Source organism: Actinacidiphila oryziradicis, from assembly GCF_005047355.1.
GTDB classification, from domain to species: domain Bacteria; phylum Actinomycetota; class Actinomycetes; order Streptomycetales; family Streptomycetaceae; genus Actinacidiphila; species Actinacidiphila oryziradicis.
Genome location: NZ_SUMC01000118.1, coordinates 1 through 21,915, shown reverse-complemented (window position 1 = coordinate 21,915; position 21,915 = coordinate 1). Strand labels below are relative to the sequence as shown.

Annotated in this window: 20 protein-coding genes; 12 read left to right on the top strand and 8 right to left on the bottom strand. The window is 69.1% G+C overall.

All coding sequences use genetic code 11. The features are described 5' to 3' along the window. A partial coding sequence (locus tag FCI23_RS47245) for a SpoIIE family protein phosphatase (RefSeq protein WP_246144728.1) occupies window positions 1-262 on the bottom strand: 262 nt, incomplete at its 3' end. 90 nt (window positions 263-352) lie between these two features. On the opposite strand from FCI23_RS47245, the gene FCI23_RS47240 reads away from it, so the two are divergent. After that, complete coding sequence (locus FCI23_RS47240; RefSeq protein ID WP_136730196.1) at window positions 353-985, top strand: hypothetical protein; 633 nt, start codon at window positions 353-355, stop codon at window positions 983-985. After that, window positions 934-1,335, top strand: coding sequence for a lamin tail domain-containing protein (locus tag FCI23_RS47235; protein WP_136730195.1), 402 nt, complete (start codon window positions 934-936; stop codon window positions 1,333-1,335). Before FCI23_RS47240 ends, FCI23_RS47235 begins: the two co-directional genes overlap by 52 nt. 614 nt (window positions 1,336-1,949) lie before the next feature. On the opposite strand, the gene FCI23_RS47230 is transcribed toward FCI23_RS47235, so the two are convergent. Beyond that, window positions 1,950-2,939, bottom strand: a complete 990-nt coding sequence (locus FCI23_RS47230; protein WP_136730194.1) for a carbohydrate kinase family protein — start codon at window positions 2,937-2,939, stop codon at window positions 1,950-1,952. A gap of 278 nt (window positions 2,940-3,217) precedes the next feature. On the opposite strand from FCI23_RS47230, the gene FCI23_RS47225 reads away from it, so the two are divergent. From FCI23_RS47225 to FCI23_RS47190, 8 genes are all read left to right on the top strand, one after another. Further along, window positions 3,218-4,210, top strand: a complete 993-nt coding sequence (locus FCI23_RS47225; protein WP_169317303.1) for a LacI family DNA-binding transcriptional regulator — start codon at window positions 3,218-3,220, stop codon at window positions 4,208-4,210. Between the two features lie 125 nt (window positions 4,211-4,335). Further along, on the top strand, window positions 4,336-5,970 hold the full coding sequence (locus FCI23_RS47220) for an ABC transporter substrate-binding protein (protein ID WP_246144727.1): 1,635 nt from the start codon (window positions 4,336-4,338) through the stop codon (window positions 5,968-5,970). 91 nt (window positions 5,971-6,061) lie between these two features. Then, entirely contained in the window at window positions 6,062-7,039 is a 978-nt protein-coding gene (locus tag FCI23_RS47215) for an ABC transporter permease (protein WP_136730191.1), read from the top strand. 11 nt (window positions 7,040-7,050) lie between these two features. Next, entirely contained in the window at window positions 7,051-7,977 is a 927-nt protein-coding gene (locus FCI23_RS47210; protein WP_136730190.1) for an ABC transporter permease, read from the top strand. A gap of 3 nt (window positions 7,978-7,980) precedes the next feature. After that, a complete protein-coding gene (locus tag FCI23_RS47205) occupies window positions 7,981-8,937 on the top strand; it encodes an ABC transporter ATP-binding protein (protein ID WP_136730189.1) in 957 nt (318 codons plus the stop codon). After that, on the top strand, window positions 8,934-9,977 hold the full coding sequence (locus tag FCI23_RS47200) for an ATP-binding cassette domain-containing protein (protein ID WP_136730188.1): 1,044 nt from the start codon (window positions 8,934-8,936) through the stop codon (window positions 9,975-9,977). Before FCI23_RS47205 ends, FCI23_RS47200 begins: the two co-directional genes overlap by 4 nt. After that, on the top strand, window positions 9,974-11,485 hold the full coding sequence (locus FCI23_RS47195) for a glycoside hydrolase family 32 protein (protein WP_136730187.1): 1,512 nt from the start codon (window positions 9,974-9,976) through the stop codon (window positions 11,483-11,485). Before FCI23_RS47200 ends, FCI23_RS47195 begins: the two co-directional genes overlap by 4 nt. A 118-nt stretch (window positions 11,486-11,603) precedes the next feature. Next, entirely contained in the window at window positions 11,604-15,158 is a 3,555-nt protein-coding gene (locus FCI23_RS47190) for a GH32 C-terminal domain-containing protein (RefSeq protein WP_136730186.1), read from the top strand. A gap of 186 nt (window positions 15,159-15,344) precedes the next feature. Here FCI23_RS47190 and FCI23_RS47185 read toward each other — a convergent pair whose 3' ends face one another. From FCI23_RS47185 to FCI23_RS47160, 6 genes are all read right to left on the bottom strand, one after another. Beyond that, window positions 15,345-15,647: a hypothetical protein gene (locus tag FCI23_RS47185; RefSeq protein WP_136730185.1), complete on the bottom strand. Its 303-nt coding sequence runs from the start codon at window positions 15,645-15,647 to the stop codon at window positions 15,345-15,347. Between the two features lie 312 nt (window positions 15,648-15,959). Continuing rightward, entirely contained in the window at window positions 15,960-16,322 is a 363-nt protein-coding gene (locus FCI23_RS47180; protein ID WP_136730184.1) for a hypothetical protein, read from the bottom strand. 268 nt (window positions 16,323-16,590) lie between these two features. After that, a complete protein-coding gene (locus tag FCI23_RS47175) occupies window positions 16,591-17,055 on the bottom strand; it encodes a hypothetical protein (protein ID WP_136730183.1) in 465 nt (154 codons plus the stop codon). Further along, complete coding sequence (locus tag FCI23_RS47170; protein WP_136730182.1) at window positions 17,052-17,615, bottom strand: hypothetical protein; 564 nt, start codon at window positions 17,613-17,615, stop codon at window positions 17,052-17,054. The genes FCI23_RS47175 and FCI23_RS47170 overlap by 4 nt, the downstream gene beginning before the upstream one ends. Before the next feature lie 123 nt (window positions 17,616-17,738). Continuing rightward, window positions 17,739-18,149, bottom strand: coding sequence for a hypothetical protein (locus tag FCI23_RS47165; protein ID WP_136730181.1), 411 nt, complete (start codon window positions 18,147-18,149; stop codon window positions 17,739-17,741). A gap of 237 nt (window positions 18,150-18,386) precedes the next feature. After that, window positions 18,387-18,881 (bottom strand): hypothetical protein, encoded by a 495-nt coding sequence (locus FCI23_RS47160; RefSeq protein ID WP_169317302.1) that lies wholly within the window; start codon window positions 18,879-18,881, stop codon window positions 18,387-18,389. Between the two features lie 266 nt (window positions 18,882-19,147). On the opposite strand from FCI23_RS47160, the gene FCI23_RS47155 reads away from it, so the two are divergent. Next, entirely contained in the window at window positions 19,148-21,187 is a 2,040-nt protein-coding gene (locus FCI23_RS47155; protein ID WP_136730179.1) for an NACHT domain-containing protein, read from the top strand. A gap of 209 nt (window positions 21,188-21,396) precedes the next feature. After that, window positions 21,397-21,831 carry a polysaccharide deacetylase family protein gene (locus FCI23_RS47150; protein WP_136730178.1) on the top strand — a complete coding sequence of 145 codons (435 nt, stop codon included), beginning with the start codon at window positions 21,397-21,399 and terminating at the stop codon, window positions 21,829-21,831. Window positions 21,832-21,915 lie beyond the last annotated feature (84 nt).

The following is a 21,915-nucleotide window of genomic DNA, read 5'->3' as shown; positions in this document are numbered from 1 at the left end:
GGCAGACGCTGTCTTCCAGGGCCGCCGCGAGCACGGGCAAGGTGGCGCACCGGTGAGCGCCCTCACGGAACGCGCCCAGCACCACCGAGGCCTCCCCGACGGCACCCAGGCCCTTGCCCCGGACATCGCCGATGACCACCCAGGTGCAGGGATGGGCGGCGCGGGCGACCGCGAACAGGTCGCCCCCGATCTGCGTCTCGTCCTCGGCCGCAACGGCCCGACCCGGCCGGGCGTCGGCCAGTCGTGTCCGTCTGCGCCACAACTGCCCGTGGTGGGCACCACGCCCACAACTGTGGGCCGCCGCCCCACGGTTGTGAGGGACGGTCTTGACGGGCGCTCCTAGAATGCCGCCATGGACGATAACGACCCTCCCGGCATTTTGCCCCTCCCTAACGACTTTCCCGGCATTCCTCCCTTGCCTCCTGGCCCTCCCGACCCTTCCGGTGAGTGGTCCGATTGGGAGCCCCCGCCTAGACCCACCGGCACCTTCTGGCAGGGACTCCCGGAGCAGACCCAGGGCATAGCCGTGGCCGCGGTCACCCTAGTGGTCTTGGTAGCCGTTGTCTTGAGCACGAAGGCGATCTTCGGTAACTCGACCACGAACACGATCAACACCAACACCACGACTGCGACCTCGCCCAAAACCATCGACGCCGCCTCCTGGTGCATTTTCGACTGGAACTACGACCGCGACGGCACCAAGCAGTACGCCGGACAATTCGCTTTCGATAATCAGTTCCCTCCCCCGAACGCGAACCGTTACGGGTACGCCTCGGTCCGATACAGCGAGGCTTTTCCTGACAGGTGCATGGTGACGGTCGGCAGCCCTATCTACAAGCAGGCCGAGCAGTTCGTCCAGGACGCCTCACACCATTGGTCCGTGATCCCCGCCTGGACTGGGCCGGTTAGCAGTCTGGGTTCCACCATCCTGCCGTGGAACGCGAAGATCGCCTTCGACGGGACCATCACCCTCGGAGCGCCGTAACAGCAGCCGTCCTCGGTCACATCCAGTACGACAGCCCTGGCCACGACGACCGCTCCCGGCGCAGCCTCAACGCCGAGTGGGTCGAGGTGACCAACACCGGCCGCCACGCGGTCAACCTCGACGGCTGGACCCTGTCCGACCGCGCCGACCACACCTACAGCTTCAAGGACCTGCGCCTCGACGGGCGCTCCACGGTCCGCGTCCACACCGGCACCGGCCGCGACACCCGCCATGACGTCTACCAAGACCGCCGCGCCTACGTGTGGAACAACGGCGCCGACCAGGCCACCCTCCGCAACGACCGCGACCGCATCATCGACACCGCCTCGTGGGGCCGCAACCACCACTGACCCCAGTTGACGAACGGTGCCCCGCCCTCACGTCGAGGGCGGGGCACCGTGCCGTTTCCTGCGCCTTCCAGCTGCGTCGTGCGCTGGGGCCGTGTGGGCCTGGGTGACGCTGGACGTGCGGCGGGCGTGACCTGCCGCATGAACGTCGTAGTCGGCGAGGAGTAGGCGGGTTCGTCCCGCTGGCGGTGTAGCCCGCCGCGCTGTAAGTTCTCGCGACTTGCGGCAGATGGCATTGCGCTGACCAGTTGTTCTCGGGACCGTCTCACGCGGCGGACGGGTGCTTTTGTCTCAGGATGGTGGCGCTTTCCTAGCATGGGGAGAGGTCGGCGATCAGCCGCATGGCATGTCCGGGGGGATAGGCGATGTAAGTTCTTGCCCGGTCCAGTAGTTGCTCGCCCCGGCTCGGTCGACATGGACGCTGCGGGCCGCGTCATCACCGCGCTCCTCGCCGACCTCACCGACAGCCGCGCCTGATCTCAAGCACCGCTCGGCTCCCCGGCGCTCCGGCCTCGGCAACACCGGCGACGCCGCGGCTACAGCGCGTACGGGCCGCGGTCTGTTTGGATTCGGGGCCCGTTCCCGCGTCCATAGCTGCGGGAACGGGCGTGCCGCGTTCAGGCGTGTGGCAGGAGGCGTTGGACGCCGGTTTGCAGAGCCGCTGCGTCCGCCCGGGGCGGGTTCGCGCCGGTAACGGAGCAGGTCAGGGCGGCGACTCGGGCGGCGAAGGAGCATGCGTCGGTGACGTCTTCGAGGCTCAGTGCGTCGAGTCGGCCGCCGAGGTGTCCGAGGGCGGCGAGGCGGTGCAGCAGGCCCGCGGTGAAGGAGTCCCCGGCGCCGACGGTGTCGACGACGTCGACGGCCGGGGCCGGGACGGTGACGCGGAGGCCGTCGAGGGAGGCGAGGGCGCCGTGCTCGCCGAGGGTGATGACGACGAGGCGGACACCGGCGGCGTGCCAGGTGTCGCAGGCCTCTTCGGGGCCGGTGCCGGGGAGGAGCAGGGCGAGGTCGTCCTCGCTGAGGCGGAGGATGTCGGCGAGGGCGCACCAGCGGGGGAGCCGTTCGCGGTAGGCGGAGGGTGGTACGAGCAGGGGGCGGACGTTGGGATCGATGGAAATCGTGGCGTGCTCGCGTGCCGTGGCGAGGTGGTCCTCGATTCGGCTTCCGCCGGGCTGGCGTATCAGTGCCAGGGAGCCGGTGTGCAGGCAGGCCGAGTCGTCCTGCTGGGTGGCGGCGAGTTCCTCGTCGGTCCACTGCCAGTCGGCGGAGCTGTCGGCGTAGAAGGTGTAGGTGGCCTGGCCGGTCTCGTCGAGGTCGGCGACGGCGAGGGTGCTGGGCTCGGGGGCGGCCACGCTGCCGGTCAGGTCGACGCCGGAATCGCTGAGGCGGGTGCGGAAGAGGGTGCCGAAGACGTCGTTGGAGAACCGTCCGAGGAAGCGGGTGGGGGTGCCGAGGCGGGCGAGGGCGACGGCGGTGTTGGCGGGGCCGCCACCGGGCAGGGCGCGCAGTGCGATTTCGCCGGGGCCGGATCGGGCAGGGTCGGTGAAGGCGTCGGCGACGCACTCGCCGAGGACGGTGACGCTGCCGGGGAACTGGGGTCGGGCCATGCTGAGGTCTGCCTCTCTCAGGAAGGGCGCGGGGCTGCCGCCCCGCGCAGGGGTCCGGCCGGTGCGGGTCGTCCCGCGTCCGTACCGGCGAAGGGCACCGGGCCGGTGGCCTGATGAAGCCCATGCATAGGTATTGACATGTCACTCAAGACGGACGTAACTTCCCTGCAACACGGAACTAACGCGCGTTATTAAAGCGCGAAACTGGAGGCGTTGTCGCGCCTCTGTCCGGCTGAAAGGGACTGGAAGTGGCCACGAACAAGGCGCGTCGCGTGACCATGAGTGACGTGGCACGCCACGCGGGTGTCTCGCGGACCACGGTCTCTTTCGTCCTCAACGACCGGCCCGGTGCCGCGATCCCCGACGAGACCCGTCGGCGGATCCTGGAGGTGATCAACGAGCTCGGCTACCGGCCTAACGCCGGGGCGCGGTCGCTGGCCGCGAACCGCAGCGGATGGTTCGGTCTGATCACCGAGATCGTGACCGGCCCCTTCGCGGCCGAGGTGATCACGGGGGCGCAGAGCCGCGCCTGGGCCGACCGGAGGTTCCTGCTGATCGCCGCGAGCGCGGGCGATCCCGCCCAGGAGGCCGCCGCGCTCGACCAGATGCTGGAGCACCGCGTGGAAGGGCTGCTGTACGCCACGACCTGGCACCGGGCCGTCACGCTCCCCAAGGCCATCCGCGAGGTGCCGACGGTGCTCGTCAACTGCTATGACGCGGAAGGGGAGCTGCCGTGCATCCTGCCCGACGAGGTGTCGGGCGGGTACCGGGCGACCCGCCGGCTCCTCGACGCCGGTCACACCCGCGTCGGGTTCATCAACCTCGACCCGGCGATCCCGGCCGCCATCGGCAGACGCGAAGGATACGAACGTGCCCTGCGCGAGGCCGGGATCACCCCCGACCCCTCCCTCGTCATCCCCGGCTGGGCCACCGCGGACGGCGCCTACACCGCCGCATGCGAACTGCTGGACCGCCCGGCCGCCGACCGGCCCACCGCGCTGTTCTGCGGCAACGACCGGATGGCGATGGGCGCCTACGACGCGATCAAGGAACGTGGCCTTCGCATCCCACACGACGTTGCCGTGGTGGGGTTCGACAACCAGGAACTCATCGCCGCCTATCTGCGGCCGAAGCTGACCACGCTCGCCCTGCCCTTCGAGGCCATGGGCACCAAGGGCGTCGCCATGCTCGCCGCTCTCGCAGCGGGGCAGCCGCTCGACACCCATCGGGTGACGATCGGCTGCCCGCTGCTCGAACGCTCGTCGGTCTGACCGCTAATCAGTCCGTCGAGGAATCCCAACCCGTCTTCGTCCTGTGTGTTGAAGAGAGGAAAAGAGTCTCCATTATGGCACCCTCCATGCCTTCACGGCGGCTGCGGCCCCTTCTGATTCTGAGAGTGGTCACCGCGACCGCCGTCGCAACCCTGGTCCTGTCCGCCTGCACGGGTGGCTCAGGCGCCTCCGGCGCCGGTGACACCTCCGGCAACCAGCTGCTCACCATCCCGCGCGAGGACCTGGCGACGTTCACGCGCAACTTCAACCCGCTGTCCCCGCAGGCCGCCCCCATGACCCTGCAGGCGGTCTACGAGCCGCTGGCGGTGCACAGCATGGCCGACGCCAAGGACACCCCGTGGCTGGCCACCAAGTGGGAGCAGGCCAAGGACGGCAAGTCCCTCACCTTCACGCTGCGCGATGGCGTGAAGTGGTCGGACGGCCAGGCGCTCACCGCCGACGACGTCGTCTACACCTTCCAGCTCCAGAAGAAGGTGCTCGGCGGCTTCGACTACCTGGACAAGGTCACCGCGGTCGACGCCCACACGGTGAAGTTCTCCTTCAACAAGGCCTTCTCTCCCGCCTTCTACGAGATCAGCGGCCACTACATCCTGCCGAAGCACATCTGGTCCAAGGTGAAGGACCCGGCGAAGTTCACCAACCCCAACCCGGTCGGCACCGGCCCGTACACCAAGATCGAGAAATTCCAGAGCCAGTCGTACGAGCTGCTCAAGAACCCCGACTACTGGCAGCCCGCCAAGCAGCACATCGCCGGTATCCAGATGCTCGCCTTCTCCGGCAACGACAGCGCCAACCTCGCCTTCACCAACGGCGAGGTGGACTGGACGCAGTCGTTCATCCCTGACATCGAGAAGTCCTTCGTCGCCAAGGACAAGAAGCACAACCACTACTGGTTCCCGGCCACCGGCGCCATGATCAACTGGCAGCTGAACACCACCAAGGCCCCCTTCAACGACCCCGCCGTCCGCAAGGCGCTCAGCATGGCCGTCGACCGCGACCAGATCACCGCAGTCGCGATGAACGGCTACGCCGAACCCGCCGACTGCACGGGCCTGGCCCGCACGTACGACAAGTGGCGCGACACGTCGCTGGCCGCCTCCTGCACCTGGACGAAGTACGATACCGACGCGACGGCCAAGGCCCTGGACGCGGCCGGCTACAAGGAGAGCGGCGGCAAGCGGAAGCTGAAGAACGGCAAGGACTTCACGCTCGACATCTCCGTCGGCTCCGCCTCCTCCGACTGGATCTCGGTCGCCAACATCATCAAGCAGGACCTGGCGAAGGTCGGCATCACCGCCACCGTGAAGACGCCCGACTGGTCGGCGGTCTCGGCGTCGTACAACACCGGCACCTTCGACACCGGCATCGTGTGGAGCAACAACGGCGCCACACCGTACGAGTACTTCCGCGGCGTGATGTCGACCAAGATGCTCCAGCCGGTCGGCAAGCAGGCCACCGAGGACTACCACCGCTTCGGTGACAAGAAGGCCGACAAACTCATCGACGCCTTCGCCGCCGCTGCCGACGAGAGCGCGCAGCGCAAGCAGATCGACGGCTTGCAGGAGCTGTACAACGAGGACGCGCCCGTCGTCCCGCTGTTCACCGGCCCCGAGTGGGGCGCGTACACCGACGCCCGCTTCACCGGCTGGCCCACCGAGAAGAACCCGTACGCCACCCTCGGCAACCGTAACGGCAGCACGATCCTCGTGCTCACGTCGCTGAAGCCCGTCAAGGGCTGACGCCGCCCGCGCGGACCGGCGGCCGTCCCCCTCCCCGGACGGCCGCCCCGCGCCCGACTCCCCCGTTCCCCCACCGACAGGAGCACGACCCGTGCGTCTCATCCTGCGCAACCTGGGGTTCTATCTGCTCGCCTTCTGGGCCTCCATCACCCTGAACTTCGTTCTCCCGCGCTTCATGCCGGGCGACCCGGTCTCCCGGATGTTCGCGCAGGCCCAGGGCACGATGCAGCCCGACCAGATAGCCCAGCTGCGCAAACTCTTCGGCCTGGACAACCGCCCCCTCTGGGAGCAGTACGTCTCCTACGTCAAGAGCGTCCTCACCGGCGACCTCGGCATCTCCATCAGCCGCTTCCCGACCCCGGTCTCCGAGGTGATCGGCTCGCAGATCGGCTGGACGCTGCTGCTCGGTGGCGTGGCGCTCGTCATCGCCGCCGTCCTCGGCAATGTGCTCGGCATCGTCGCCGCCTGGCGGCGCGGCGGCGTCCTCGACTCCGTCTTCCCGCCCCTGCTGATCTTCGTCGGCTCCTTCCCGTACTTCTGGCTGGCGATGGGCGCGCTGTACCTGTTCGGGGTGAGCCTGGGCTGGTTCCCGCTGCGGCACGCCTACGATGTCGGCCTGACCCCCGGCTTCAACGGCGAGTTCGTCTCGAACGTCGCCACCCACCTGGTACTGCCCGCGCTGACCATCGTGCTGGTCTCCGTCGGCGGCTGGATGCTCGGCATGCGCAACACCATGATCGCCACAGCAGCCGAGGACTACATCACGATGGCCGAGGCGAAGGGCCTGAGCCCCTCGCGGATCATGTTCCGCTACGCCGCGCGCAACGCGCTGCTCCCCTCCGTCACCAACTTCGGCATGGCGCTCGGCTTCGTGGTCGGCGGCGCCCTGCTCACCGAGGTCGTGTTCGCCTACCCCGGCATCGGCTACCAGCTGCTGATGGCCGTCCAGGGCCTGGACTACCCGCTGATGCAGGGCATCTTCCTGACGATCACGGCGGCGGTACTCCTCGCGAACTTCCTCGTCGACCTCGTCTACGTCCGCCTCGACCCGCGCGTCCGCGTCCGCTGAGGGGGGCCGACATGACAGCCGTAGACATCGAGACCACGGGGACCGCCGCGCCGGCAACCCAGGCGCGGGCCGCCCGCCGGCGCGGGCTGCTGCGCCAGCTCGTGGACAACAGGAAGGCGCTGACCGGGCTGACTCTGCTAGCTCTCTTCGCGCTCGTCGCCCTGCTCGCTCCCGTCCTCGCTCCGGGCGACCCGTCGTTCATCAACTCCACGGGCAGCCAAGCGCCCTCGGCCGCACACTGGCTCGGTACGACCGCCAAGGGACAGGATGTGCTCGCCCTCAGCCTGTGGGGCGCGCGCAGCTCCCTGTTCGTCGGCTTCACCGTGGGGCTCGCGGCGACCGCGGTGGCCATCGTGGTCGGCCTCGCGTCGGCGTACTTCGGCCGTATCGTGGACGACGCGCTGACCCTGGTCACCAACATCTTCCTGCTGCTGCCCGGCCTGCCGCTGCTCATCATCCTCGCCGCGTTCCTGCCGCCCGGGACCTCCACCGTGATCCTGGTGCTCGTCGTGACCGGCTGGGCGGGCTCGGCCCGGGTGCTGCGGGCGCAGGCCAAATCGATCCGCGGCAAGGACTTCGTGGCCGCGGCCGTCGTCACCGGAGAGCGCCCGCTGCGGATCATGTTCCGGGAGATCATGCCCAACATGGCGTCCGTGGTGATGACCACGCTGCTCGGCTGCGTGATGTTCGGCATCGGCGCCCAGGCCGGCCTGGAGTTCCTCGGACTCGGGGACAGCAGCGTCGTCAGCTGGGGCACCAACCTGTACTGGGCGAGCAACGACGGCGCGTTGATGACCGGCGCGTGGTGGGCCTTCCTCCCATCCGGGCTGTGCATCGCGCTGGTCGCCTTCGCGCTCGCGCTGGTCAACTACGCGGTCGACGAGATCACCAACCCGAGGCTGCGCAGCCGCCGTGCCCGGCGTCAGAGGAGGGGCTGAGCCATGGAACCCGTACTTCAGGTGAGCGGCCTGCGCGTCGAGTACCGCGGTGACGGACGTACCGTCATTGGCGCCGATGACGTCTCCTTCTCCATCGGCACCGGAGAGGTCTTCGGCCTCGCGGGTGAGTCGGGCTGCGGCAAGTCCACCATCGCCAACGCGGTGATGCGGCTGCTGAAGCCCCCGGCGGAGATCACGGCCGGAGCCATCCGTTTCCAGGGCCGCGACGTACTCGCCCTGGACGAGCGGGAGCTGCGCGCCTTCCGGTGGCGGGAGATCGCCATGGTCTTCCAGTCGGCGATGAACTCGCTCAACCCCGTCCTCACCATCGGCGAACAGATCGGCGACATCTTCACCACCCACGAGAAGCTGAGGAAGCGGGCCGCGCGGGTGAGGGCGGGCGAGCTGCTGGAGCTGGTCGGCATCGACCCGGGACGGCTGAAGGCGTATCCGCACCAGCTCTCCGGGGGGATGCGCCAGCGCGTGGTCATCGCCATGGCCGTCGCTCTCAAGCCCCGGTTGCTGATCATGGACGAGCCGACCACCGCACTCGACGTGGTCGTGCAGCAGGAGATCATGGCGCAGATCCGTGACCTCCAGCGGGAGCTGGGCTTCTCCATCCTCTTCATCACCCACGACATGTCCCTGATGGTCGAGCTGTCGGACCGCATGGGGGTGATGTACGGCGGACGGATCGTCGAACTCGCCGACGCCAAGGAGCTGTTCGCCAAGCCGCTCCACCCGTACACCGAGGCGCTGATGAACGCCTTCCCGCCGCTGACCGGCCCGCGCCGGGAGCTCACCGGCCTCTTCGACGCCCCGCGCACCGCCGACAGCTGCGGGTTCCACCTGAGCTGCCCCGAGGACCGCTCGGACTGCTCCATGAACATCCCCGACCTGCGCGAGATCGGCCCCGGCCGCTGGGTGGCCCGCAGCGCCGAAGGAGGAAGCCCGCGATGACCGAACCGCTGTTGTCCGTACGCGGCCTGACCAAGACCTTCCAGGTCGGCACCGTCTTCTCCCGGCGCCGCGTACGCGCCGTCAACGACGTGTCCTTCGACCTGCCCGCCGGCCGGATCACCGCTCTGGTCGGCGAGTCCGGCAGCGGCAAGTCGACGATCGCCCGCTGCCTCGCCCGCCTCGAACAGCCCTCCGCCGGACAGGTGCTGCTCGACGGCGTGGACATCCTGCGCACCGAGCGGCGGTGGGCGTCACGGGCGTACCGCCGCAAGGTCCAGATGGTGTTCCAGGACCCCTTCGGCTCCCTAAACCCCGTGCACCGCGTCGAGCACTTCCTCACCCGGGCCCTCGTCGTGCACGGCCGCCCCGCCACACGCGAGGCACTGCGGGAACTGATGACGACGGTCGGGCTGACCGAGGACATGCTCCAGTCCTACCCGCACGAACTCTCCGGCGGCCAGCGTCAGCGCGTCGCCGTCGCCCGCGCCCTCGCCGTCGAGCCCCGGCTGATCCTCGCCGACGAACCGACCTCGATGCTGGACGTCTCCGTGCGCGTCGGCGTGCTCAACCTGATGCGGCGCCTGCGCGACGAGCGTGACATCGCCATGCTCTACATCACGCACGACCTGGGCTCCGCGCGCTACCTCGCGGACACCACGATGGTCATGTTCGCCGGCGAACTCGTCGAGGGCGGCGACGCACTGGCCGTCATGGACGCACCCGCCCACCCCTACACCCGCCTACTGCTGTCCGCCGTACCCGACCCCGAGCGGACCGGGGATTACGACCCGGTCGAGCGCGCCCGGCTCCGCGAAGCGATCCTCAACCCCACGTCCTGCCCGTACGGCGACGACGGCACGTGCAGCCGCACCGACCCCGTCCGCCACATCCTCGGCGAGGACGAGGGAGAGCCCCACTGGGTGCGCTGCCACCTGCGCGCACCCGCCTCCGACATCGCCCGCCGAGTGCTCAAGGCCACCGACCGGCCGGACGGCGAGGCCACCGACACCAGCGAGAAAGCGGAGACCACCGCCGCATGACCCACGACCTCACCCTCCCCTCCGGCACGCCCACCGCCGAGGGGCTGGCCGAGCGCGCCCACCGCGACCCCCACCGCCCCCGCTTCCACTTCACCTCGCCCGGCGGCTGGCTCAACGACCCCAACGGCCTGACCCACTGGAACGGCGTCTACCACCTCTTTTACCAGTACAACCCCCTCGCGGCCGCCCACCACCGCATCCACTGGGGTCACGCCACCAGCACCGACCTCGTCCACTGGACCGACGAACCGATCGCCCTCGTACCGGGCTCGGACGGCGCCGACCGGGACGGCTGCTGGTCCGGCGTCCTGGTGGACGACGGGGGAGTACCGACGATCGTCTACTCGGGCAGGCATGGAGAGCACGAACTCCCGTGCGTGGCCCGGGGATCGACGGATCTGAGGTACTGGACCAAGGACCCGGCCAACCCCGTCATCGCCGCCCCGCCGGAGGGCGTGGACATCACCGCCTTCCGCGACCACTGCGTCTGGCGGGAGGGGAAGGTCTGGCGCCAGCTGATCGGCTCGGGCGTGCGGGGCGTGGGCGGGACGGCTTTCCTCTACGAGTCCGACGACCTGCGCACCTGGCGCTACATCGGCCCGCTGCTGACGGGCAACGCCTCACAGAACCGGGGCGAACTGGACTGGACGGGCACGATGTGGGAGTGCGTCGACCTGTTCGGTGTCGACGGCACCGATGTCCTGGTCTTCTCCGCCTGGGACGAGGGCACCACCCACCACCCCCTGTACTGGACCGGCCGCTACGAGGGCGACACCTTCACCCCGACCGCCGTCCACCGCCTCGACTACGGCGGCCGCTACTTCTACGCCCCCCAGTCCACCCGCGACGAACAGGGCCGCCGCGTCATGTTCGCCTGGCTCCAGGAGGGCCGCACCGACGAGGCGACTGCGGAGGCCGGCTGGTGCGGAGTGATGTCCCTGCCGCGGGTCGTCACCCTCGGTGCGGACGGCCGCCTGGACCAGGCGCCGGTGCCGGAGCTGACCGAGTTGCGGAGGGAGCGCGTGGAGGTGGCGCCGGGCGCGCTGACCGAGCCGTACACCCGACTGAACGCCGTGCGCGGGGACCAGCTGGACATCGAGACCACCCTGCGCCTCGCCCCCGGAGCGACCGCCCGGCTCGTGGTCCGCGAGACACCGGACGGCGCGGAGCGCACGGTCGTGGAGGTGAGCCGGACGCACGACGGAGGCGGCACCCTCCTGCTGCACCGCGAGACGAGCAGCCTCGATCCGACGGTCGACATCGAACCCCGTTACGGCGAGCTCCCGTTGGGCGAGGACGGCCGGGTGGACCTGCGCGTCCTCGTCGACCACTCCGCCTTGGAGATCTTCGCCAACGGCCGCCCTCTCACCGCCCGCATCTACCCCACCCGCCCCGACGAGGCGATGGGCGTCGGCATCGGTGCCGACGGCGACGTGACCCTGGAACGGTTCGACGCCTGGCAGATGGCGTCGGCCTTCACCGACGTGCCCCGGCCCCTGTGGCCGTGACCGTCTTACCGCCGGCGTTACAGCCGGAGCGCCTGGCCTTGCCGCCGGTCCATCCGGCCGCGGCCCCTGGGGCGTTCGACCCCCCGGGCCGCGGTCCACCCTTCCCTCAGGAGCCGCCATGAGCGTGTCCCGCCGTACCCTCCTGCTCGCAGGAGGCACCGCCGCAACCCTTCTGCCCCTCGCAGGCATCGTCCCCGCAGCGCAGGGCGCCACCCCGAGCGCCGCCCCCGACTCCACTCCGATCCCTGACCCGGTTGCTGTCACCGGCACGTGGGTCCGCACCTCCGACGGCGGCCAGAGAGCGACCGTCGGCCGCCGCGGTCCCGCCCTCGCCCTGTCCGAGCAGCAACTCGGCACCAAGGGCACGTACACGGCCCGTATCACGCCCGAATCGGGTTCCGCCGTGGGCGGGTCGGTGTTCCGAACCGCCCCGGACGGCTCGACCGGATACGCGGCCACCGTCGACCCGGCCCGCGCCCGCGTACGGCTCTACGACCTGGCGAGTGGCGACACGCTCGCCACCGCGCCGGTGCGTGCCGCAAGCCCGTACGACCTCGAAGTGACCGTGGACGGCCCGCAGTTGACGGTGTACGTCGACGGAAGGCAACTCCTCCACACCGAGGACCACCGCTACGACTCCGGCTCGGTGGGCCTGCTCGCCCAGGGCGGCACGGTCACATTCGGCCCGCCCTCGGTCTCGGCGGTCACCACCAACCTGACCGGCTGGAGCACGAGCGGCGGCACCTGGACGGCGACGCCGCTCGGCTGGCAGGCCGCTCCCTCCCAGAAAGCCACCGCCCGAGCGGTTACCACGACCCGGGCATACGACACCGCGCTCCAGGCCGACCTGCTCCTGCACGACGCCGCCGCGGTCGCTTGTCTGCTGGTCCGCACCGACACCGAGGCCACGCGCGGCTACGGCGTCCAGGCCGACCCGAGCCAGGGCACACTGCGGCTCTACCGCATCGACGGCAACGTCACTCTCGGCACGTACGCGACGACCATCAAGGCGGACACCGTCTACCGCCTGCGCTTTGAAGCCGACGGTGGCGAACTGCGCGTGCACTGGCAGACCGATTTCCTCTCGCCCGACGGATACGCCCCCGTCATCACCGCCCAGGACTCGACCCACGAGACAGGCCGACTCGCGATCACGGCAGCCTCCGGCACGGTGTCCTTCGAGAACATCGCCGCCGCCGACCTCACCACCGGTGTCCAGGGCTGGACGGCCCGCTCCGGCACCTGGACCCCCGACCTGCGCGGCATCCGCGGCGAGGACGGTCTGCGGACGGCCTCCTTCACCGACGGCGACCTGGTGGCGAGGGCCGACATCACACCCGCCGGCGCCTCGTCATCGGCCGGTCTCGTCCTACGCGCCTCCGCGAACGACTCCGGCGGCTACGAGGTACGCTTGGAAGCTGGCCGGAACGCCGTCGCCCTGCTGGACCGCTCCTCCGGCGCCCGCCTCGCCTCCACCGCCGGCCCGGTCCGGCGCATCGTGCCCGGCGGCACGTACCGCGTCGAGGCCCGGGCGACGGGCAGGACGATCGAGGTGTACGTGGACGGCGTACGGGCGCTCAGGACCCGTGTGTCCCGCACCTCGGGCGCCACCGTAGGCACCGCGGCCGCGCACGGGACGTCGTACTTCCAGAACGTCGAAGTCCGCGGCACCGCCGACTACTTCACCGAGCCGTACCGCCCCACGTACCACTACTCCCAGCTCACCGGCTACACCAGCGACCCCAACGGCCTCGTGCACCACGACAGCGAATACCACCTCTTCCATCAGGACCAGGGCCGCTGGGCGCACGCGGTCAGCACCGACCTCGTCCACTGGCAGGCCCTGCCGATCGCCCTGCCCTGGAACGAGTACGGCAACTGCTGGTCGGGCTCGGCGATCGTCGATGCGGACGACACCTCCGGTCTCTTCGACGGCGGCTCGGGCCTGATCGCGTACTACACGAGCTACCACCCGGACAAGCCGGGCGGGAACGCGAGCGTCCGTATCGCCTACAGCAAGGACAAGGGCCGCTCATGGCAACTGCACGGCGATTCGACCCCGGCCGTGGAGAACCCCGGCGGTCCCGACGCCGGCTGGACCTTCCGCGACCCGAAGGTGATCCGCGACGAGACCCACGGCCAGTGGCTGATGGCGGTCTCCGGCGGCGACCACGTCCGCTTCTTCACCTCCACCGACCTCCTCACCTGGACCCAGGTCAGCTCCTTCGGCTACGGCGACTGGGCCACGCCGGGCGTCTGGGAATGCCCCGACTTCTTCCCGCTCCCGGTCGACGGCGACAAGGACAAGGTGAAGTGGGTCCTCACCCTGAGCACCGGCGCCGTACGCGCCACGAACGGCTCGGCCGCCCAGTACTTCACCGGCGACTGGAACGGCACGAGCTTCACCCCCGACCAAACCGCCGGCACGGTCCTGCGCGCCGACTCCGGCCGCGACTACTACGCCGCGATGTCCTTCTACGGCCTGCCCGACGACCGCCGCGTCCAGCTCGGCTGGATGAGCAACTGGGACTACCCCTTCAGCGCCCCGACCGGAGCCTGGAACGGCCAGCTGAGCACCCCCCGCGAACTGACCCTCACGAACACCGCCGACGGCGTACGCCTGGTGCAGACCCCGGTCCGGGAACTCACCCCGCTGCGTACGTCCACCACGACCCGCACGAACCTCTCCATAGGCCCCACCTCCGCGAACCCGCTCGCAGGCGTCACGGGCGTCGCCTACGAGATCGAGGCCGAGATCACCCTCGGCACCGCCACGGAGATCGGCTTCCGGCTCCGGGCCGACAACGACCAGCACACGACGGTCGGATACGACGCCGAGGCGAACCAGCTGTTCGTCGACCGGTCGGCATCGGGCCTGAGCGACTTCACGCAGTACTTCGCGGGCCGCACGACCGCACCGATGAAAACGACAGGCGGCCGCGTGACCCTGCGCGTGTACATCGACTCGTCATCGGTCGAGGCATTCGGCACGGCCGGACAGGCAGCTGTGAGCAGCCTGATCTTCCCCACGCCGGACGCCGAGGACATGGCCTTCTACGCCAAGGGCGGCACCGCACACATCGAGTCACTCACGGTCCACCGGCTGGACAGCGCCTACCGCCTGGTGGACCATGTGAAGCCGCTGCCGGCCGCCCCGACCGGCGGTGAATTCCGCTCGGACCTCGGCAAGTTGACGATCACCCCCGCCGGCCATTGGTCGACGGACAGCGCGGGCCGCGCCGGAACCTTCGACCAGGACTCCAACGCCATGTCGGCGCGCACGGCGACGGACGTCGACATCACCACCCTGGTCCGCCTGGGCGGCCCGGACCCCGCTACCGGCGGAGCCCTCTCCCTCATCTGGCGCGCCTCGTCCGACGGCGCCAACGCCTACTGCCTGAACATCGACCCCGACCTGCGCGTGATCCGCCTGGTCGCCAAGGCCAACGGCTACTTCGACGACGGCGCCGCCCTCGCCCACGTCCCCGCCCTGGTCCGCCGCGGCACGACGTACCCGGTCCGCATCCTCACCGAAGGCGACCGCATTCAGGTGTTCCTCAACAGCAAGCGGATCATCGACGTGACGGACACGACGTACACCAACGGACACATCGGCCTCAACGTGTTCGGAGGGAGGGCGGCGTACCAGGACACGTACGTGAATCAGCTGTGACCACCGATCAGGCCGACCTATGACCATGCGCGCGGAGATTCCACCCCCCGAGTGACGGGGCGGAGCCTCCGCGCGATGGAAGGGCAATCCGCTGGCGAGTGGGTTCGGAACCCCTTCCCGAATTGGCGAGATCAGCCCTCGGCGACGCCGCGCGGAGAGGCCCACTTGTCTCCGCTCCCGGAAAGCTCACCTCCTTCGCGGGCGACCCGGCTGAGACCCGGCAGGGCGGAGCTCGGCGCCGTTCTTCAGCAGTGCGAGGCGGACGGTGGCGAGGCTGGTCTCCTCTAGGTCGGCGATGGCTTGCAGCGATAGGCGGTTTTGTTCGTACCAGGTACGCCATTGCAGCGCGCGGACGGAGGTGTGCTGGGTGCGGCGAAAACGCGGTGGGCTCCAGTCGACCGGGTGCCGGGACAGCAAGTAGATGACGTGGGCGGTGGTGGTCTTCAGGGTGCGCGCGAGCTGGGCGACAGAGAAGTCGCCACCGGGCACCGCATTGTGGAGCTGGGCGGCGCTGATGCTGTCCGGGTCGGGCCCGGCTCCAGCTCCCTCGGCCTACATCGGCAGACCTAGCCCCTCCCCGACTCCCGGTGTGTGTGGGCTGCCGTCGCCAATACGTGAGCGGCATCATGCCCGAAAGGCGCCGTGGACGTGGCGCCCAGGGCTGAGCGCTCCGGCAGCATCGATGCCCTACCGAGGTGAGGGTGGGGGCATCGCTCGTCCGGCCGGTTCGTCTGGTCACGGCAGTGGCCAGCGTCGCCGCGAGCAGACCGACGTTCGTCGGCCCTGTATCCACGCCGGGACTCAGTTCTGGCGGCGGCCGAACACTCGGTCTCGCTCGTCTACCCAGGTCCAGTCCGGGTCCGTGCGGTAGAAGGGATGCCCCTTCGCCAGCTCGAAGAACTGGCCCGAGGGCTTTTTGCTGTGCTTGTTGATCACGATGGCGGAGAGCATCGGCTCCTGGCCGCTCCCGTTGCCCCTGCGACAGGCGTCCTCCAGGAGTTCGGACATCGTCCTGCCCCGGTGGTGGACCGGGTGATCGTCGGCCTTCAGTTCCGCGCTGAGAGCGCTGTACCAACCGTCCGTTCGCCCCTCCTGTGCCCAGCGTTGAAGGATCAACACCATGGCGTCCAGCGCTGCCTCATATTCCGGTGTATCGCGCTTCACCCGGACCCCCTCCTAGTCGACAGGGCGACAACGTACTGCGAACAGAGCGCAGGCCCTACCCGTACGGCAGGGCCTCCTCGTGCAGGTGGTGCTCAGCGCTCTCAGCGGGGAACCGCTCCCCTCGGCTTGGTGGTCGCTGGGCGACCCGGGATCCGCTGGAAGGTCGGGGTATCCGCTCGGGGCCGGAAGACCGGCATGGGGGTCCGCGGCTGCACCGGCTGGGCTTGGACGGGACGTCGGGGCTGCATGGGCATGGGGTCCTCCTTCTTCATGGGCTCTCGACGGCGAGGGCCTGTTGGTCGGTGAGGTTCGGCGGGGTTGACCAGGCACGAACCCAGTTCGCACGGATCAGCCTGACGCTGGCCGGCTGGGGGAGGACGTCTCCCAGAACCTGGGCGAGATGGTGCAGCTCGACCACCAGGGCCAGGTGCTTCCCCCTCGCCAACGAGACCACGGCGAGCGGGTGGGTCTCCAGCCAAACTTCCACCCAACCGCAATCCTCAAGTGACAGGTCGATCGATTCCATGACCAGGGCTGCGTCCGTGTACGCCTGGCCCTGTCGGTCGTGAAACAGTGCGCGAGCATGAGCCCTGCCCACCTCGTAGATCGGGCCCCGAGGGGTGTGAATCAGCTCGGTCTCCCGGCAGAACTCCTCGATGGAGGACCGGTTGAAGGCCCGGATGGCCTCCTCCACGGCCTCCAGCGGGGCTCGACTCGTGAGCATCTCCGTCATGGCCGCCTTCCCCTCCCGGCCCTTGAGGCCCGCTCAGCGCCCTCTGCGCATCCTGCTGCTGCCGTGCTGCGTTGGTCCTGCCGGGACCTCCTGCGGACTGCCTCCACGTGCTCCACGGCCACCACGAGCGACTGGAGGGCATCACCCAGGCGTTCGTCCTCCCGGCTCCACTTCGGGTCCCCGTGCTCCATGGCCCACCGGATGTACTTGGACCGGCCCCAAATCTCCTCCGGAGTACGAGCAGCAGCCAGGAGGAGCAGGGACTCCCTGAAGGTCTTGGCCGCCGGTCCCCGGCGGAGGGTCTCGGGCAGCTGCTTGCCGTCGGAGGGGAGCCACCTGGTGCCCTCCAGCTGGAGAGCCTCCTCGTACGGCACCAGGGCTCGTTGGAGCCCCCGGGCGGCCACCCGGACCCGGGAGCCCAACTCAGCGGGTACGGGCTGCTTCGGTGCCCCCCAGTCATGGAGGAGCTGCGCCTTACCGAGCTTGCCGGGGGTCGATGTCCGGGACCTGGTGGAGGGCCTGGTCCGCAAGTGAAGCGGCCCTCCGTAGGTGGTCCTCATCCAGCTCCTCCGATTTCGTTGCACCTGCAACTGAATACTTCGCTCCTAGAGTCGCAGGAGGCAGGTGCCGATTTGCTTCGAATTCGTAAGACCTTGCGATACCTGGCCCCAGGAATCTTTGTATTAGTGCAACGTCGGAGAGGGGGCACGTATGCTCCCCTGCGCCCGGCGGTGGAGGGACAGCAGCCCCGCAAAGTGGTCGCTGGCACGATGCTCCGCCGCGAGGGCTTGAGCAGCAGCGGCGAGCAAGACCTGAGCGAGGTCCAGCGGCTGGAGCTCGGAGATGTCGCGCAGCTCGGTGTACGTCTGCTGACCGTCCGCCACTTCCCCGGGGACCACGGCCTCGCCGGACTCCATGATCACCGGCTCCACCTCGACCACCCGGTCCGGGTCCTTCACGGCCCGCCGCATCAGTGAGCGGTACTTCACGAGGAGGGTCTCGGGGTCGATCGCCACGAACGGGATGCCCAGCTCCTGGGCCTCCTCCTTGGTCCGGCCGTCCCTGCCGAGGTGAGCCGCAATGCTCCTCGCCATGGTGGCCAGCTCCCGGGATGGCACTCCGGGGATCCCGGTCAAACTCGCTGCTGACACGGCTCTCCCGCCATCGGATGAGCGGCTCCGGCCTCTCCAGCTGATGAGTCAAGGATACCCTCCGGGGAGGGTATTTTCCCTGGTCAGAGCAGGATTCATGACCCGTCAGAGGGCGGTAGTACCACCGGTACTACAGCTCATGACGAAGGCCCCGTCTTCACGGAGGGCGGGGGTGTTTCGTCATGCCTGGGTTGTCCACGGCGGGTTATCTATTCGCCGGGCGACGACCCACTCCTCGTCACCACGGCGGCAGGTGAGGATGAGCCGGACGGGCTTGGCTGCGTTCTGCCGCTGCCATGCCGCCATGTTCATTGCCATCCATCGGCCAGGCTCGGTGCGCTCCATGAAGAAAGGCCGACCTCGGCCCACAGTGAGCGGGACTGGAGCAACCGCCCGTCCTTGCTGATCTGCTCCATCTGAGCCGAGGAGGAATCGGTAAGGCCCCCAGACCTGAGCGTCGACGTCCGCCTGCGTCAGGCCGACGCGAGGCTGACGGACTGTGTGGTCATTGTCGTCATCATCGACGGTGATGGTCACCGCATCGAGATGGCGAAGGTGATCGGGGCCGCAGAGGTGCACGTTGAGGCGGGCGTCGCCGCTACCGGTTTCCGTCAGGGTGATGTCGAACTGGGGCATGAGGTCGGCGTGCCACCGTTCGCGTTCGATGCGGGCCACGGCGTCGGCGGTGGCGCTGGAGCGGTGTGCCGCTTTCCAGGAGCCTCCGGCGGCGGCTGCGGTGAGTGCGGCGATGACGCCATTGATGGTCGCGGACCAGGGGAATCCCATGGCGGCGGAGAATACATCTGCGCGGCGTTGCCTCCTAACGACCTCCTCGGTCAGGAGGTGGTCCGCATCGCCCCGTCCGCCCACCAGTACCCCCGCGCGACGGCGCTGGTCCCCCTCCCTGGGCAGCGGGTGTGGGGCAGGGGCATGATCTGAAGATGGCTGGTATCGGGGGGCGTGGGGACAGGCGCCAGTGGGTGTGGCTGCGCGGGTTCGGTCTGCTGCTAGTGGTGGCGAGCTCGGCGTACGCGGCGGTACAGCTGCTGCATCGCCAGTCGGATGCTTCGACTACTGCGGGCCTGCTCGGGCTACCGGTCGGGGTATCGGCCCTGGTGGTCTCGGTGATGGCCTTGCGACAGCGACCCGAAGGCGGCCTAGCAGGGCTGGCACGCGGCTGGGCGTCGACCTTGGCCAGGCAGGTGCAGGAGAGTGAGGAGCGGGCGTGGCGGCAACTGCTGGGCGACGACACCCAGCGGATCAACCTCACGTTCACCCTCCGTACGGTGTCGGCCCGGACGGCGGTGGCTCCCGCTGGCGCGGGACGCCTGTTTGGCGGAGGGTCGGCCGTCCCGGACGTGTCCGGGTACTACCTTCGGACGCTCCCGCGCCGCCTGGTGGTCACCGGTGCTGCGGGCGCGGGCAAGACCGTGCTCGTCCTGGAGCTGATGCTGGCGTTGCTCGACGAGCGGGGCGAGGACGACCCTGTGCCGGTACGCCTGTCAATGGCCGAGTGGGACACCGCCGTGCCGCTACCAGACCGGCTCGCCCGGCACTTGGTGGACGTCTATGACTGGCCGGCCGATATGGCGGCCGAACTGGTCCGCCAACGTCGTGTGCTGCCGGTGCTGGACGGCCTGGACGAGATGGACCGCACCCGGCCCGACGGGACCCCGTCCCCTGACGCCCCGCGTGCCCGGGCGGCCCTTGACGCGCTGAACGCCTACCAGGAGGGCCGCGTGGCCGGGCCGGTGGTACTGACGTGCCGCACCGCTCACTACGAGGCCCTGACCGGAGGGGCGCGCTTGCTGGACGCCGCGCACGTCGACATCGACTCCGTCACCGCACCCGCTGCCAAGGCCTACCTGCTCCAGCGCATCACCGACGCCGCGCGCTGGCAGCCCGTTCTGGAGATCCTGGACCGCTACCCGTCCGGCACATTGGCCACGACATTATCGACCCCGTGGCGGCTGTGCCTTGCCGCCACCGTCTACGCCCGCGACGGCGATCCCGCCGACCTGCTCCACCACGTCACCCCACGCGATCTTGACGACTACCTCCTCGCCCGCTTCATCCCCGCCGTCATCGCCCTGCACCCGCACCACGGCTACGACGCGAGCCATGTACGCCGTTGGCTGACACACCTGGCCGCCCACCTGAACACCCCGGCACCCGGCCCAGGCCCGTCGCCGCAGGGAGAGGCCGGGCCCGGCACCGACCTTGTCCTCCACCAGCTCTGGCCACTGGCCGGACGCCGCCCAGTACGCACCGCCGACGCCCTGCTCACCACCCTCGCGGCCTTACTGCCGCTCCCCCTCTCCCGGCCTTCCTTCGACGGTCCTGCATTCGTGTCAGCTCTGGCCTTCGTAGGTGGCTGCTACGCAGCACGGGCCCAGGTGAACCCGCCGAGACGCCTGAGCTGGCCACGCCTGCATACCCCAACCGGACGCCGTCAACTGGCGGACGGGCTCAAGAGCGGGCTCAAGCTCGGGCTTCTCGGCGGCTTTAGCCTCCTCGGACTGTCCGGGCTGGGGCTCGGGCTCACGCTGCTCCAGTACGCGCTAGATTTCGGGGTGCCTATCTTCGTGTCTGGGCTCGTCGTCGGAGGTTTCGCGGGCGGGCTAGCAGGCGGATTAACAGGCGAGCCGACGACGACCGCAAGACCACGTGCCATCATCCGTAGCGATCTTGTGGCCGGGCTAGTGATCGGGCTCGTGACCATGTTCGCGTTCTGCTGGACCGGGTTCGTGATGGGGCTCACGATCGGGTTCACAGTCGCGCTAACCATAGGGGCCGAGTCAGGACGGCGATACCTGGTCTTCCTGCTGTGCTCGCGCCGGAGACTGCCAAAGCGGCTGGGAGTCTTCCTGGACTGGGCCTGTACCGCCGGGATCATGCGACTTGCAGGCGCCTCCTACCAATTCCGGCACCGAGAGCTGCAACAGTGGCTGACACACCACTCCAGCCCGCCACCCGTCTAGCCTCCGCTTGAACGGCCACAGGGCACATCGGTCGCCGAAGCCCGACTGGAACTTCGCCACCGTCGCCGCCTTGTGGCCTTTCTCGGCGAGGAACGTTGACGCGTACAGCGGCGTCTCCGACGGCTCCAACTCGGTGCGCCCACCCATCGCCGCGCCAGGATTATCTTGCCGGTCGCAGTCGCGTAGGGCTCCTACTCGGCTCCACCGGGGTGCCGAGTACCAAGACCGGCTTCACCGACTTCCAGTTCTCGGTGTACGACAACAACTCCGGCGCCGCGACGGTCAACCTCCAGTCGATCGAGGTGATCTCGGACGGCTCCGAGATCTTCCCCGGCGGCGTGGTCTCGGTCACCTTCGACGACAGCTACGTGGATCAGTACAGCTTGGCCCAGCCGAAGATGGACTCCTTGGGATTCCGGGGAACCGCATACACGACCGCCGAGGCCGTCGGCTCGAACCACTCGGTGTACATGAACCTCTCCGATCTGCGGTCGCTTCAGAACTTCTCGAACTGGGAGATCGCCGGGCCCGCCTACTCGGCCACCAACCACGGCATGGCTAACGGCTTCGCCGACCTCACCTCGGACCAGGTCAACATTGACCCTGGATATTCAGCGGAATTGGGTGATCTGACGCCCCGATAGCAGAATGGTGCCGCTGACCTGCGAGGATGCGAGTGTCTACGTCGTATCCGCTGCAAGAATCAGGGCACCAATCTGGTGAGCAAG